This is a genomic window from Paenibacillus sp. FSL L8-0641, assembly GCF_038006265.1.
Lineage (GTDB): Bacteria > Bacillota > Bacilli > Paenibacillales > Paenibacillaceae > Paenibacillus > Paenibacillus polymyxa_D.
In genome coordinates this window covers 73,752-87,874 of sequence record NZ_JBBOUW010000001.1, presented here as the reverse complement: position 1 = coordinate 87,874, position 14,123 = coordinate 73,752, and the positions used below count along the sequence as shown (strand labels likewise).

Genomic DNA, 14,123 nt, shown 5'->3' with positions numbered 1-14,123 from the left:
AAGGAAAGTTTAACGTGCGCTTCCACACCGTCATTGATCCAGTGAAACAATTTCTTCCGCCTCAACTACCAATCGATCCCCTACGGAAGCACGACCGCTTCCCAGAATATAGCCCCGTCGACGCTTGATCACTTCAAAGTAGAGATCAATTCGGTCCCCAGGCTTCGCCAAGCTATGGAACCGAATCCCATTGAGATTGGTCAGGTATGAAATCCCTTTTTTATCAACCGCCACGAATGCCGCCAATTGTGCAAGCGACTCCACAATCAACATAGGAGGCATGTATGGATTACTGTCTGTAATGAACCACTCACTCCAGGTGACAAGCTTGTATCCCTTCGCCCATTGCGACGTTTCGTACCCGGTCACGCCATCCAACAGAAGAAAAGGGTACCGGTGAGGAAGCACATCCGGGATATGGATTAGCTCTTCGCTCACAGGCTTATTCCCCTTCCCACTTGCGAACAGCAAGGCAGACGTTGTGCCCTCCGAAACCAAATGAATTGCTAATCGCTGCGCGGACCTCGCGTTCCTGATATACATGCGGCACAAAGTTCAATTCAGGAGCTTCCGGATTGTCACAATTGAGTGTCGGTGGTATTTTGCTGTGAATCATGCTCTGCACAGTCGCAATTAATTCGACTGCCCCTGCACCGCCCATTAAATGGCCAGTCATGGATTTAATAGACGATATCGCCAAACGGGGGGCATGCTCCCCGAACACTTTTTGAATAGCATTAATCTCCATACGATCATTAAATGGCGTACTCGTACCGTGGGCATTGACATAGTCGATTTCCTGCGGTGTTAAGCCGCCATCCTGCAGTGCGATGTTGATCGCTTCTGCCGGGCCGGAGCCAGAGGGATCTGGAGCCGTGATATGATACGCATCCGTTGTGCATCCGTAACCCACAACTTCGGCCAGAATGGTGGCTCCGCGGTTCAAAGCATACTCCAACTCCTCCAGCACCAAGACTCCTGCTCCTCCACCGATGACGAATCCATCACGATCCACATCAAACGGACGACTAGCCTTCTGCGGCTCTTCATTACGTCTGGAGAGAGCATGAATATTCGCAAATGATGCCAGATCAAGCTGACTAAAATTGGCTTCTGCTCCACCGGCAACCACGACATCAGCCGTGCCGTACTGGATCGTACGTAATGCTTCACCGATGGCATTGCTTCCTGTAGCACAAGCTGTAACCACAGCAAACGAAGGCCCCTTGGCCCCAATAGCAATGGAGATTTCACCAGGTGCTGAATTAATCATCATCGAGGAAACAAAATAAGGAGAAACTCTTTTGGGACCAAGCTTTGTTAATTTCCCATAGTTCTCCTCTATAACGTCGAGGCCGCCTGCTCCAGAGCCGACAATAACCCCCACGCGACTTGCATTCTGCTCATCAATCACTAATTTGGATTGCTCCACCGCCTGCCGGGCAGCCGCCAAAGCAAACTGAGTGAACTGTGCCACTTTATTAGCTTCCTTCTTGCTCATATATTGCAATGGGTCAAAGCCCGTAACCTGTGCACCGATCTTTGTCGGAATGTCCGCTGTATCGAAAACAGTGACAGGTCCAATTCCGCTTTTTCCTTCTAACAGTGAATTCCAGAAATCCGTAAGATTAAGCCCAACCGGCGTTACGACTCCCTGTCCAGTCACTACAACACGTCTTCTCACTGTATCCACGTCCTTCGTTGAAATTAATTCTTGGAAGCCTGTTGCTCGTAGAGAGGAAAGTCGCCATACACATGACTGATTTTTTCATGCACATCCGCAAGATCAGCATATACCTCGACGACCACAAGCTTGTTCTCCTGATACTTTTGCCAAGCAAGCTGAAGCTGTTCCCGTGCCTCTCCCTTACTCCGAATTGCGAGGCTTTCCACAAACTCATACTGGGGAATTTGAATTCCTGTCTTGGCCGCCTCAGAAACAAATGGGAGGGACTGCCCTGTGAGATGTTTATAATTCATCTGATTCTGCAACCAACCATAGCCACCATTATTGAGTACGATATAGATTAACGGTATTTGATACTCCACCGCCGTCATAAAATCCGAAGAGAAGAGATTGAACGCACCGTCACCTACAAGTGCCACTACTGGACGTTGCGTTGCCACACTTGCTCCCAGAGCAGCAGCCGCACCGAATCCAAGACTCGTTTGATCACTAGGAACAATCGAAAGAGAGCCTTGGGCAAAGCGGAAATATGGATAAAAATAGGACCACATATCCTGCAATCCATTTTCTTGAAGAAGCACTAGATTTTCAGGAAACTCCGTCTGAATGATTTCCAACAGCTCAGGAACGTGGATCCCAGGAGCTTTTTTCAATTCCTCCAGATAGATAGCCCTTTGAGAAAAAGCCTTCTCTTTACAGCTCCTAATCGTTTCAAGCCACACTCCATCAGGCTTCTGCCCTAGCCGATCATGCCATTGCTCCACTGCTGCATATCCATCACCAAGCACTTTGATACCCCTGTATTCGTGTGCAAAATCCTCCAGATTTACATTGACTTGAATCAAAGGTGTATCCTGTAGCAGAATATCCCACTCGAACGTAGCCGTTTCTTCCAAGCGGCTGCCCAGTGTGATCACCACATCAGATTCCTTCCAGATTTGTCTTAGACTGAGATCCGTATAGAGTCCGGCAACACCGCAGAAAAGTTCGTGTTCTTCATCCACTACACCCCGTCCCGAGGCAGTTGCGAACAAGGCCGCTCCATGTTGGTGAGCGAACCGCTCAATCACATCACCTGTACCTGACTTCATTCCCCCTCCGACTAGAATGAGCGGCCTGCGCGCCGTCTTTATAATCGCCCAAGCCGCATCCAACTCCCGCAGAGACGGAGAACACGAAAGCTTCTCGGGCGGGGTAAACTGAAGTCCTGTTGGCACAGGCTGGTCCATCAGGTTTTCAGGGAGTTCGATATAGACAGGACCCGGCGCTCCATTGATGGCCAAAAAGGCAGCCCGCTCCATCGCCCATACAAGCCGATCTACATGCTCGACACGATAAGCCCATTTTACAAGCGGCTTCACAAGTGAGATTTGATCGGCTTCCTGAAAGGATCGGGTACCCAGCTTATCTCCTCCGGTACCAAGCGCCAGAAGCAAGAGCGGAGCGCCCAGGTTCTTGGCTTCCAGCAGCCCTGTAAGTGTATTACTGAGCGCAGGCCCTTTACCCACAACACATACGGACATCTGGTTGGTGGTGAGCGCATAACCTGCTGCCATGAACACAGCATTACGTTGATCTTTGCACAAAATAAAATCCATACCGGATGAGGGGAGTGACGATACGATTTTGAGGTCATCACTTGGTAATCCAAAGAGATGCTGAACCCCAGCCGATTTTAAGTAGCCAATGATGGCATCCCAGGGAAAAAAGCTCGCAGTCATACCAAACTCCTCTTTTCCGACAAATATTCTGCGACAATTTCTGAAATCAAGATCGGCTTTGAAATGAGCTTGAAATCGTAAAAAATATAGTTCGACATCGTGCCGTAGCCACCAAAAGGCTTATTGCCTTGATCCACATCCTCAAGCGTCTGATTAATGGTCAATGTGTGCTTCTTTCGTAGAACGTCAGTCAGGTGCTCCGATCCGTATAAGCTGCAACCCATTGCACGTTCACTGAAATAACTGGAGGAGATACGCTTGATCAGTTGCTCGTCGTTTTGGTAGCTAACTACATTGAAGACTGGCGAAAAATACTCAATAATCTCCAGATTCTGATCCAATTCACTATATACAACCGTTGGCTCCATTTTTTTCGTACGGAAATCAATGCCGCCGCCGTAAATAATAAACTTATCGTTCGTGTTAAAATATTCAGAAACCGAATATAGCGTGTCTTTATAGAATATAGGGGTATAGTTTGCATTCGGGTCATCGTTGGCTCCAAACACGAGTTGGTCAAGCTGTTGAATCAGCAGATCCTTGAAATGCTCACTCACATCTTGATGTACCAGAATGATGTCGGGGCCTAGGCAGTCCTGTCCAGAGTTGAACAATCTCATTCGGATCACATCGGTAACCGCCAGCTCCAGATCTGCATCAGGCCCGATGATGAAAGGATTTAGCCCTTGTCCGTAAAAAATGTAGAGCTGATCTTTTCGAATCTGTTTTTTGATCTTCTCCGCATTGGTATAGCTCCCGGTGAACACCACAATATCAGCTGGCATCACGGAATTCTCCATGAACACCTTCTGGCTAACTTTGCGAATATAGATGGGTAATCCATGTACAGCCTGAAGCTTTTCATGCAGCATGTTGACGTACTCATTTACGTGAGAAGAAGGGCGAAAGTCTATATTTTCAACGTACAGGGACGGAATCAAAAGGTATAATGCATAGGAGTATAAAATGACGTTGGAAGGCATGAATACAGCCATAGATCGTTGCCGACTTGGCTGATAGGTCTGCACTTCTTGCAGAGCACCTTGAAGTGTGAGGATCGTGGAGTCAATTTCTGCATTGGCGGCCCGATAGGATGAAAATTGCGTGAGAATATCCATCACTTCCTGCCGATTTTCAATCAAATAATTGAGGCATTTCAGAATAGATTCATGCCTTTCCAAAAACAGTGTGTTTTCTGCCAATTCTGGATTTATATTCATGGCACATTCTCCCTTTCCTATATGCGGTTTTGGTAAATATCTTGCTATACTTTGCGAGAGGCAACTTTTTCCAGGGCAATACGCTCCATCTCCAAACGATCCACTTTTCCATTGCGATTTAAAGGAAAGTGGTCGAGCGGAAGCAAAAGATCGGGAAACATGTATGAAGGGAGCACACGATTTATTTCTTTGCGGAGTACAGACAAGGCTTGCAAGGATTCGCCTTCGATGAAGGCAAAAAGTAATGTCCCTTTAGCCTCATCCTCCAAGGTGATCACGCAGGATCGGTAACCTAGAGAACCAATGCGGTCCTCAATATAGACCGGAGATACCATATAGCCCATCCGGTTGACCGTCTTGCCGCTGCGTCCAATGACATACAGCATTCCGTCATCCAGATAGCCCAGATCCCCCGTCTTGAACCAACCGTCCTGTAGAACGGATTGCGTCAGGTCTGGACGATTCAGATAACCTTCCATGCATCCAGCACTGCGTATCCACACTTCGCCTACGACACCGTCCGTCTGCTGTTTGCCTGTAGAATCTAGTATTTTCAAATCCACACCAGGTAATGGTAGACCACAACCCTTAGGACACTCTAGCGTCCCTAGCGTAACGTTGCCCAGTTCAGAAAGGCCGTAACCATTCAGCAAGGGCTGTCCAAATATGTTGTTAAATTTCTCTTCAAGGTCTTGGGTAAGTGGGGAACCGCCTACGCACCACATGCGCACCGGAGCATCCTTGACCATTTCCAGTTGTTCGGGTTTTCGGTTTAGCATACGCAACAAGGTGTAAAAAGCAGAGGGGTTAGCGTCTACGACCGTCGCCCGGTCTTTCGTAATACTTGCAATGACGCTCCAGAGGTTTTTTGGATTGCAGATGATGAGAGAACATGAGGTTAACCACCAGGAGAAGATAAGTGAGATTCCATAAAAATGAGAGAAAGGCACAACGGGGAGCATATGGTCAGACGGTAGGTAGTTCATGGCGTGTATGGAATGCCTGATGTTCTCCATAAAAGCTGAACCAGCTTTCACGATTCCCTTGGGTTTTCCCGTCGTACCTGAAGAATACAGAATGAGCGCATCTGGCCTCTCGCACCACTTGTTAAAGTCGAGGGCTTCAAGCTTTGGCTCTCCCACCCAATCCGGGTGCACTGTTTCTTCTTGAATCAGATCTTGAATTAGAATAACGAGTGCATGAGGAAGTTCTAAATCGGAATCCGTAAGGATGCAACAGGCATCCGCTTCATCATAGATTTGGGCCACCTCATCGAGCACAGTCTGCTCGTCCACCACAGTCACCGAAACAGCGATATTGCACAGGGAGAACAGAGACACAACAAACCAATAAGAATTGGCCGCTTTCAGAATCACTCTACCGTCTTCGGGAATGCCTCTGAGAGTCAACATCCGGGAGAAGATCGTAACGTCTCGCTCCAGACGCTCCCTGGTCATAATTCCTTCAGATGAGATAATCCGGCAATCCGTATGCGTAATAAGCACAACGTTCCCTCCTTACATCCCCGTAATATGGTATCCAGCATCTACATGGATAACTTCACCCGTAATGCCTCTCGATAAATGGGAAAATAGGAATAACGCCGTATCTCCGACTTCAGACGTATCAACCGTCTTGCGTAAGGGCGTAGTTTCTTCAATATGTTTGAGCATTGTGTTAAAATCCTTAATGCCATAGGCAGCCAAAGTCCGTATCGGACCAGCGGAAATCGCATTTACACGAATGCCATATGTGCCCAGATCATTCGACAGATAGCGCATGCTGGCTTCCAGTGAAGCCTTCGCCACACCCATAACATTGTAATTTTTGATCGCTCGTTCTGCGCCAATATACGTCATGGTGACGATACTCCCACCCTCTGTCATCAGTGGGTACACTCGACGGGATACAGCAGCCAAGGAATAGGCGCTGATTTCTTGTGCAACGGCGAATCCCTCGCGAGAAGTGTCAACGAACAAGCCATCCAAATCCTCAGCCTTAGCATAGGCGACACTGTGAAAATAACCATGCAACACGCCTACTTTTTCTTTTAGAAAATCCGCCAATGCATCAAGCTCTTCATTGCTTTGTACATCGCAAGGACAGACCAGTGCTCCCGGAATGGTTTCAGCAAGCTTTAGTACCCGCTCTGCAACCCTCTCATTTTCGTAAGTAAAAATGAGTTGTGCCCCTTCAGCAGCTAAAGATTGAGCTGTCCCCCAAGCAATACTCCTGTTATTAGCCACGCCCATAATCAAAATGTTCTTACCGCTCAGTAGTACTGCCACAGAAACCACCTTTCTTTTTTTACATTATTAAACAAAATAACAACTTAATTGCGTATGTCTACATTTATAGACATATGTAATCTTTCCTGGAATATTATCGCGTTAATTGCCAAACTTAGATAGGCGACGTTTTAGGCAAATCACAAAATTTATTTTAAAATTTGTGTAACACATCATGTATGCTGTCTGTCATCTCACAAAAAATAATTGTGTTGCTTCTGTTGGTCTGTGTTCAAATCGAAAGGGATACATGTGTGTGAAAAAAGATAGCGAGGCGAAAATAAGGTGACTGTCAAAGTAAGTTAAACATAAAATCCGCATATTTTTGTAAATATTTACATTCCGATGACAGACTCACCCCACTACCGGAAGTAACCACTTCATTTTCACCAACAATGACTCTCCCGATTTGAACATCCTGAGTGACCAGCCAGATATCATCTAAGTGTAAAACCTTAACCTTTATAGACTACGCTTTTGTTTTTTGGGAGCTAAAGTATAGCTAAAGGAGACAACAAAGTCGATTACCAGAACGATCGCCCATGTTTGCATAATGCCCTCCAAAGACACCGTACGCTGAGGATCATCAACATACACAATGATGGCGAGCAACAAAGCATTACCTATAGCCCAACCCAAAAGGTGAAGCAACCAACCTATCCGTTCCTCTTTTGCATGAGCAGCACCATACTTGCGTTCAGGCTTGGGTCCCTTACCAAACCAATGGGAGAACCGTACATCCGCCCACTTAATTAACCTATGACCAAATGCTACTGTAATACCAAAATAACAGGCCGCCAAGCCAGTAGCAGTCGTAATCTCCATGCCACTTTTCACCGTGATGAACACCGCAATTAGTAACAGGATATCAATAATTGGGGTAAAGAGTAAAAGAAGCCCACCTAATTTCTTCAACCCAAACATATACCTTGCGACTAACCCTGCAACAACAAAAACCCAAAACAAAACCTCAGCACTAATAATAAATAAATACATAATGGACGATTCCTTTCAAATTAGAAATTGGTATTCACCTCAACTATCCCCCTTTCATGCCCACTATCATACAATATTATACATAATATTCCTAGTATTTTGTCTATAATTACATAAAAGGAAACAAATAGCCGTTTTTTCTGTGAAAAACAGTATCTGTTCAAACTATTTCGTCTCGTTCTCAAAATGGGCATTTTACATCATATGCTACCCATAAAGAATGATGATGATCTGAAATGAAAAAAAGATGTACCTATGCTAATCAGCACGGGTACATCTTTTTTACAGATACACTATCCAATTACGATATGCCCTTCGGGACGACGGTACAATGTCTTGGTTGAGCGTGGACGAATGGCATAGGCAATCGTAAGAGGACCAATTCGACCAATAAACATAGTCACACAAATAATCAGCTTGCCTGCGTCAGACAACCCTGGCGTCACTCCTACGGACAACCCTACCGTTCCAATTGCGGAAGCAGCCTCAAATGCCAGGGAGAGAAATGGGGCATCCTCTGTCATTAAGAGCAGTATAACCACAATCGAGAATATAAATAGGGCTAGTACAATAATGGTCAGCGCCCGCATCATGATATCTTTGGGGACCCTATGACGGAAAAACACGATTTCCTTCTGTCCTCGCATGACGGCGATTAGCGCACCTACCATAAGCAGAAACGTAGTCGTTTTGATTCCTCCTCCAGTTGAGCCTGGAGAAGCACCGATAATCATCAGCAACATAATAAAAAACTGACTTGCCTGCCTTAACCCGCTGATATCGACTGTGCTCGTACCCGATGATCTCGTGGAGACCGATTGAAAGACAGCTCCATATACTTTGCCTTCCCAGTTCAGTGCACCCAAGGTTCGTGCATTGGTAAACTCAAAAATAAATAAAACCAGCGCACCAATCACAATGAGCACTCCCGACACGCTTAGCACCATTTTGGAGTGTAGAGACAGTCTCCGGGTACGGCGGAAATCGAACAGATCGCTAAGCACCAGGAAACCCAAGCCTCCTGATATAACGAGCACAGATGCAATCATATTGAAAACAAAATCTCCAGCGTATTGTTGGAAGCTAGTCCCGAACAGATCGAATCCCCCGTTATTAAAGAGGGATACGGAATGGAATATTCCATAATAGATCGCTTGTCCGACAGGCATTTCTCGCATCCACCGCAAAGCCAAGACAACGGCAGCTATCGCCTCAATGGTAAAAGAAAAGATCAGCACCTTGCGAATAATACGCACGATCCCTTCCATGCTATCGGCATTAATAGCCTCCTTAAGCAGCAACCGATCCTTCAGCGATAATCGCCGCCCCAATAACAGCGCAAACAAGGTCGCTAAGGTCATAAACCCCAGCCCGCCTAGCTGCATCAGCACCAAAATGACGGTTTCGCCAAACATCGTATACGTTGAATCGACGTCAACGACGACCAGTCCTGTGACACAAGCGGCTGAGACGGACGTAAAAAGCGAATCAATCCAATGCGGAGCATGACCACTATGATTGGCAACAGGAAGCATCAGTAGCAAAGTACCCAATGCAATAATCAATAAATATCCAATGACCAATATAAAAGGAGGCGATGCGAACCGACTAAGCTTGACGCTGCGTTTCATTAGAGTATTCTCTCCATCCGTTCTTATGAAAAAGAGGAACAAGACACGGGAAACCCGGCTGATCCTCTATATTCATAATGTTATGTTATTCTACTGTACGGTTACGCATATGCGGGAAAAGCAGCACATCGCGAATGGAAGGCGCATCTGTCAGCAACATGACCAAACGATCGATGCCGATGCCCAATCCGCCTGTTGGCGGCATACCGTATTCCAAGGCGCGGATAAAGTCATCATCCATTTCATGAGCCTCATCGTTACCGTGCTCACGTTCCAGCAATTGAGCTTCAAAACGTTGGCGCTGGTCGATTGGATCATTCAGCTCAGTAAACGCATTCGCATGCTCACGAGCGACCACGAACAGCTCGAAGCGATCCGTAAACCGCGGATCTTGTTCGTTTTTCTTGGCCAACGGCGAGATTTCAACCGGATGTCCAGTAATAAAGGTCGGCTGAATGAGCGTTTCTTCTACGAACTGCTCAAAGAATGCATTCAGGATATGGCCAAAGGTCATGTGTGGTTCGACCGGAACTTTGTGCTCTTTCGCAAGACGATGAGCTTCTTCATTACTCATCTGCACGCTAAAGTCTACGCCTGTTACTTCTTTAACAGCATCAACCATGGAGACTCTGCGCCATTGCGGCGTCAGATCCACTTCCTGGCCTTGATATTGAATGTGCTGTGTGCCCAGTACTTCTTGCGCAATATGTGCAACCATGTTTTCCGTCAATTGCATGATATCTTTATAATCAGCATACGCTTCATACAGCTCAATCATCGTAAACTCAGGGTTATGGCGGGTCGAAATACCTTCATTACGGTAAACACGACCGATCTCATATACCTTCTCCATTCCGCCGACAATTAGTCGTTTCAAATGGAGCTCAATAGCAATACGCATATAAAGCTGCATGTCCAATGCATTATGGTGCGTAACAAATGGCTTCGCTGCCGCTCCGCCAGCAATGGAATGTAATGTTGGGGTTTCAACTTCCAAATAGCCGAGCGAATCGAGATAACGACGCATGGATTGAATAATACGGGACCGTGTAATGAACGTTTTTTGTACTTCAGGGTTCATAACCAGATCGACATAGCGCTGACGGTAACGCAATTCAACATCTTTCAGACCATGATATTTCTCTGGTAATGGATACAAGGATTTGGACAAGACCTCAATATCCAGCACTTTGATTGTCGTTTCGCCTGTTTTGGTCTTAAAGAGCACACCCTTAACACCAACAATATCGCCCAGATCCAAAATGCCAAATGCTTTATATTTGGATTCAGGTACTGTGTCTTGACGAACATAAATTTGAATACGTCCGCTAAGATCCTGTATATGAGCAAAGCTGGCTTTTCCCATAACACGTTTAGCCATAATGCGGCCTGCTATGCTAACTTCAATATTCTTTTCTTCCAGTTCTTCCTTAGTCAAACTGTCATACTTGCTCAGTAGTACGCCCGCTTCAGCCGTGCGTATGTATTTGCGTCCAAAAGGATCAATGCCCAATGAGCGAAGCTCGTCCAATTTGGCACGACGAATTTGCAATAATTCACTTAATTCCTCGCGGTTTTCTTGTGTTTCCTGGTTAGTAGTTTCATCCGACATGGTGCTAAATCAGCTCCTTCAATATGAATAGACGGGCCGGGGTCCGTCCGGGTGTAGAGAAAAAAAGCCTCCACAAGGAAGCTTTTACATTAAATTCCAAAGTCCGTGTCTTATTTCTTGATATCCACGATTTTATATTGAATAACGCCTGCTGGAACGGTGACATCCACAACAGTTCCCTTTTTCTTACCGAGAATTGCCTTGCCAACCGGACTTTCATTCGAAATCTTGTTCTGTAGCGGGTCAGATTCGGCAGAACCTACGATAGCATACTCTGTAATATCTCCGAATTCCAAATCTTCAACAGTCACAGTTGCGCCTACTCCCACAACATCGGTGTCAATTTCATCACTATTGATAATGCGGGCATTGCGTAGCATCTTTTCCAACGTAATTACACGGCCTTCAATAAAGGCCTGCTCATTCTTCGCATCCTCATATTCGGAGTTTTCACTAATATCTCCGTATCCGATGGCTACCTTAATCCGTTCAGCCACTTCGCGGCGTTTGACAGACTTTAAGTTCTCAAGCTCATCTTCGAGCTTCCTAAGACCTTCCTGTGTCAGAATGACTTCTTTATCGCTCATCTTAACCGATTCTCCTGTCATGGGAAAAGTTTAAAAGTGCATCGGAATGCACGCTTTCAAAACATAATATGCCACTCTGAGGGAATGAGAACATTTCCTGCTGTTGTCTTGAGAGCTGCACACAATTTGTAGCATACATCAAGATTTTATACTGAACGATTATAGGGCAAGCAATTAGAAAAGTCAATCGCGTGCGCAGGCCGGAACAGCTTCCTTATTGCGCAACAGCAGCAGGAGATGCAGCGCTTGTAGAAGGCTCATCGTTTTCTACCATGTGCAATTGAGATACAAATTGATCCAAAATACGTACCATATCGTCGCGCTTTGTTTCTTCCATAATGGCATCCTTAATACGTGCTGAACCTTTAAGCCCCTTGAGGTACCAAGCCAGATGCTTGCGCATTTCACGGACAGCTACTGCTTCACCCTTCAATGCAACCAGACGATCCATATGCAGAATGGCAATACGAATTTTTTCTTCCGGTGAAGGATCGGGCAACAGCTCACCTGATTGCAAGTACTCAATCGTACGGTAAAGCATCCACGGATTTCCCAGAGCACCGCGTCCGATCATAACGCCATCACAATTGGTCAAATCCAGCATACGGCGAGCATCTTCCGGTGATGCCACATCGCCATTTCCAATTACAGGAATGGTAACTGCTTCTTTAACTTCTTTTATAATATCCCAATTCGCATGTCCCGTATACAGTTGCTCCCGTGTACGGCCATGTACACTAACGGCCTGTCCTCCGGCACGTTCAACAGCGCGAGCGTTCTCTACGGCATAAATATGCTCACTATCCCAACCAATACGCATTTTCACAGTAACCGGCTTGTTTACTGATTCCACTACCGCCGATACCATTTCATAAATCTTGTTTGGATCGAGCAGCCAACGAGCACCTGCATCACATTTGGTCACTTTGGGAACCGGGCAACCCATATTGATATCAATAATATCTGCATTCGTTTCCTGATCTACGACCTTCGCTGCTTCCACCAAAGATTCGCGGTCTCCCCCGAAAATTTGCAAGCTAAGTGGCTTCTCACGCTCATCTACAAACAGCATCTCGCGTGTACGCTTGTTGCCGTGAATGATCGCTTTATCACTAACCATTTCTGCACATACCAGACCTGTACCGAATTCCTTGGCGATCAGGCGAAAAGCAGGGTTGCACACGCCTGCCATCGGAGCCAGAACGACTTGGTTTTTCATTTCAATACCGCCGATTTTCAACATATCTGTTCACCCCTTTATTCTTTCTTTTGTATCATTATTTATCGTCATTCCGTCAGTTCCCGGACTTCAATTCCTAGCGTTTGGGCGATAATGTTCAGCATGTCTAAGTCTATTGTACGATTGCCTCGCTCCACAGCACCTAATACAGTCAAAGATATACCGGTACGCTCTGCCAACTCCTGCTGTGTGAACCCTTTTAGTTTCCGAAAGGCGCGGAGTCGTTGCGCCAGCTGCATGTTTTCCAAAGCTGTATGCCGTCCTTTCCATCCACAGAATTCAATGCAGTATGCACGATACTGTACAGACCGGACGGATCTTGGTTCGGAACGATGTCAGCCAAGGGAACCAGCACAAAAGCACGCTCCAACATGCGAGGGTGAGGAAGCTCCAAATCCGGTGTAGCCAGTTGTGCCGCTCCCATCCATAACAAGTCCAGATCAATGGTTCGTGGACCATTAGGAATATGTCTTACTCTCCCCAGACGACTCTCCACCTCCAGCATATATACCAGAAGCTCCTCTGGAGCAAGTGTTGTAGATAGGGCTACCGTCATGTTCAAAAAAGAAGGTTGATCCAGATACCCAACAGGCTCTGTTTCGTACAGGCTGGAGCACCGTATTACCCGGATACCCGGATGTTCGTCCAGCGCCGTAATGGCTTCATACAGGGTATGCTCGCGCTCCCCCAAATTAGCCCCTAAAGCAATATAAGCCTCTGATGCCTCAGAGGTCGAATGTGCATTCATGTATCGTTCCTACTTTCTTGCGCGATAAAGCTCAACCGTCACGCCTTGAAAATGAATATCAAATGGCGGATGCGGCTTCGTGACTTTGACAGTCAGTGCATTGACACTAGTATAAGTGTCCAGTAGGGAAGATGCAATACGTTCGCCCAAAGCTTCAATCAATTGGTAAGACTCCTTTTCTACAATATCTTTAACGGTGTAATGCACCTCTGCGTAATTAACCGTTTTGTCCAAAGCATCCTGCTCACCCGCTTCATGCAGATCAAGCTCCAGTTCCAAATCAATATAGTAACGTTGTCCCAGCTTACGTTCCTCTGGAAAAACGCCATGATATCCGTAATACTCCATACGATGCAATTTCATTTTATCCATTGTGGGTAGGCCCCCTGTTAT

14 protein-coding genes are annotated in these 14,123 nt (G+C 46.2%); all 14 read right to left on the bottom strand.

Annotation, left to right across the window (positions count from 1 at the left end; all coding sequences use genetic code 11):
• Nucleotides 1–30: 30 nt before the first annotated feature.
• The 14 genes from MKY16_RS00410 to folB all read right to left on the bottom strand — a co-directional run bounded on the left by MKY16_RS00410 (nt 31) and on the right by folB (nt 14,102).
• The gene (locus tag MKY16_RS00410; protein ID WP_029514647.1) at nt 31–423 is read right to left on the bottom strand and encodes a 3-hydroxyacyl-ACP dehydratase FabZ family protein; all 393 of its coding nucleotides are present in this window, start codon (nt 421–423) and stop codon (nt 31–33) included.
• 19 nt (nt 424–442) lie between these two features.
• Nucleotides 443–1,684, bottom strand: a complete 1,242-nt coding sequence (gene fabF, locus MKY16_RS00405; RefSeq protein WP_340953603.1) for a beta-ketoacyl-ACP synthase II — start codon at nt 1,682–1,684, stop codon at nt 443–445.
• Nucleotides 1,685–1,707: 23 nt separating this feature from the next.
• On the bottom strand, nt 1,708–3,408 hold the full coding sequence (locus tag MKY16_RS00400; RefSeq protein WP_029514645.1) for a thiamine pyrophosphate-binding protein: 1,701 nt from the start codon (nt 3,406–3,408) through the stop codon (nt 1,708–1,710).
• Nucleotides 3,405–4,628, bottom strand: coding sequence for an aldehyde dehydrogenase family protein (locus MKY16_RS00395; RefSeq protein ID WP_029514644.1), 1,224 nt, complete (start codon nt 4,626–4,628; stop codon nt 3,405–3,407). The genes MKY16_RS00400 and MKY16_RS00395 overlap by 4 nt, the downstream gene beginning before the upstream one ends.
• Nucleotides 4,629–4,672: 44 nt before the next feature.
• Nucleotides 4,673–6,133 carry a class I adenylate-forming enzyme family protein gene (locus tag MKY16_RS00390; RefSeq protein ID WP_340953600.1) on the bottom strand — a complete coding sequence of 487 codons (1,461 nt, stop codon included), beginning with the start codon at nt 6,131–6,133 and terminating at the stop codon, nt 4,673–4,675.
• Between the two features lie 12 nt (nt 6,134–6,145).
• Entirely contained in the window at nt 6,146–6,916 is a 771-nt protein-coding gene (fabI, locus tag MKY16_RS00385) for an enoyl-ACP reductase FabI (protein WP_029514642.1), read from the bottom strand.
• Nucleotides 6,917–7,378: 462 nt separating this feature from the next.
• Complete coding sequence (locus MKY16_RS00380; protein WP_340953598.1) at nt 7,379–7,912, bottom strand: hypothetical protein; 534 nt, start codon at nt 7,910–7,912, stop codon at nt 7,379–7,381.
• Nucleotides 7,913–8,205: 293 nt separating this feature from the next.
• A complete protein-coding gene (locus tag MKY16_RS00375) occupies nt 8,206–9,543 on the bottom strand; it encodes a TrkH family potassium uptake protein (protein WP_029514640.1) in 1,338 nt (445 codons plus the stop codon).
• A gap of 85 nt (nt 9,544–9,628) precedes the next feature.
• On the bottom strand, nt 9,629–11,155 hold the full coding sequence (gene lysS, locus MKY16_RS00370; protein ID WP_029514639.1) for a lysine--tRNA ligase: 1,527 nt from the start codon (nt 11,153–11,155) through the stop codon (nt 9,629–9,631).
• Nucleotides 11,156–11,265: 110 nt separating this feature from the next.
• Nucleotides 11,266–11,742: a transcription elongation factor GreA gene (gene greA, locus MKY16_RS00365; protein ID WP_013308160.1), complete on the bottom strand. Its 477-nt coding sequence runs from the start codon at nt 11,740–11,742 to the stop codon at nt 11,266–11,268.
• Nucleotides 11,743–11,956: 214 nt separating this feature from the next.
• Nucleotides 11,957–12,985, bottom strand: coding sequence for a tRNA dihydrouridine synthase DusB (gene dusB, locus MKY16_RS00360; protein WP_029514638.1), 1,029 nt, complete (start codon nt 12,983–12,985; stop codon nt 11,957–11,959).
• Nucleotides 12,986–13,029: 44 nt separating this feature from the next.
• Nucleotides 13,030–13,230: a helix-turn-helix domain-containing protein gene (locus MKY16_RS00355; protein WP_176715713.1), complete on the bottom strand. Its 201-nt coding sequence runs from the start codon at nt 13,228–13,230 to the stop codon at nt 13,030–13,032.
• Complete coding sequence (gene folK, locus MKY16_RS00350; protein ID WP_029514636.1) at nt 13,182–13,730, bottom strand: 2-amino-4-hydroxy-6-hydroxymethyldihydropteridine diphosphokinase; 549 nt, start codon at nt 13,728–13,730, stop codon at nt 13,182–13,184. Before folK ends, MKY16_RS00355 begins: the two co-directional genes overlap by 49 nt.
• Before the next feature lie 9 nt (nt 13,731–13,739).
• Nucleotides 13,740–14,102, bottom strand: a complete 363-nt coding sequence (gene folB / locus MKY16_RS00345) for a dihydroneopterin aldolase (protein ID WP_029514635.1) — start codon at nt 14,100–14,102, stop codon at nt 13,740–13,742.
• Between the last annotated feature and the right edge of the window lie 21 nt (nt 14,103–14,123).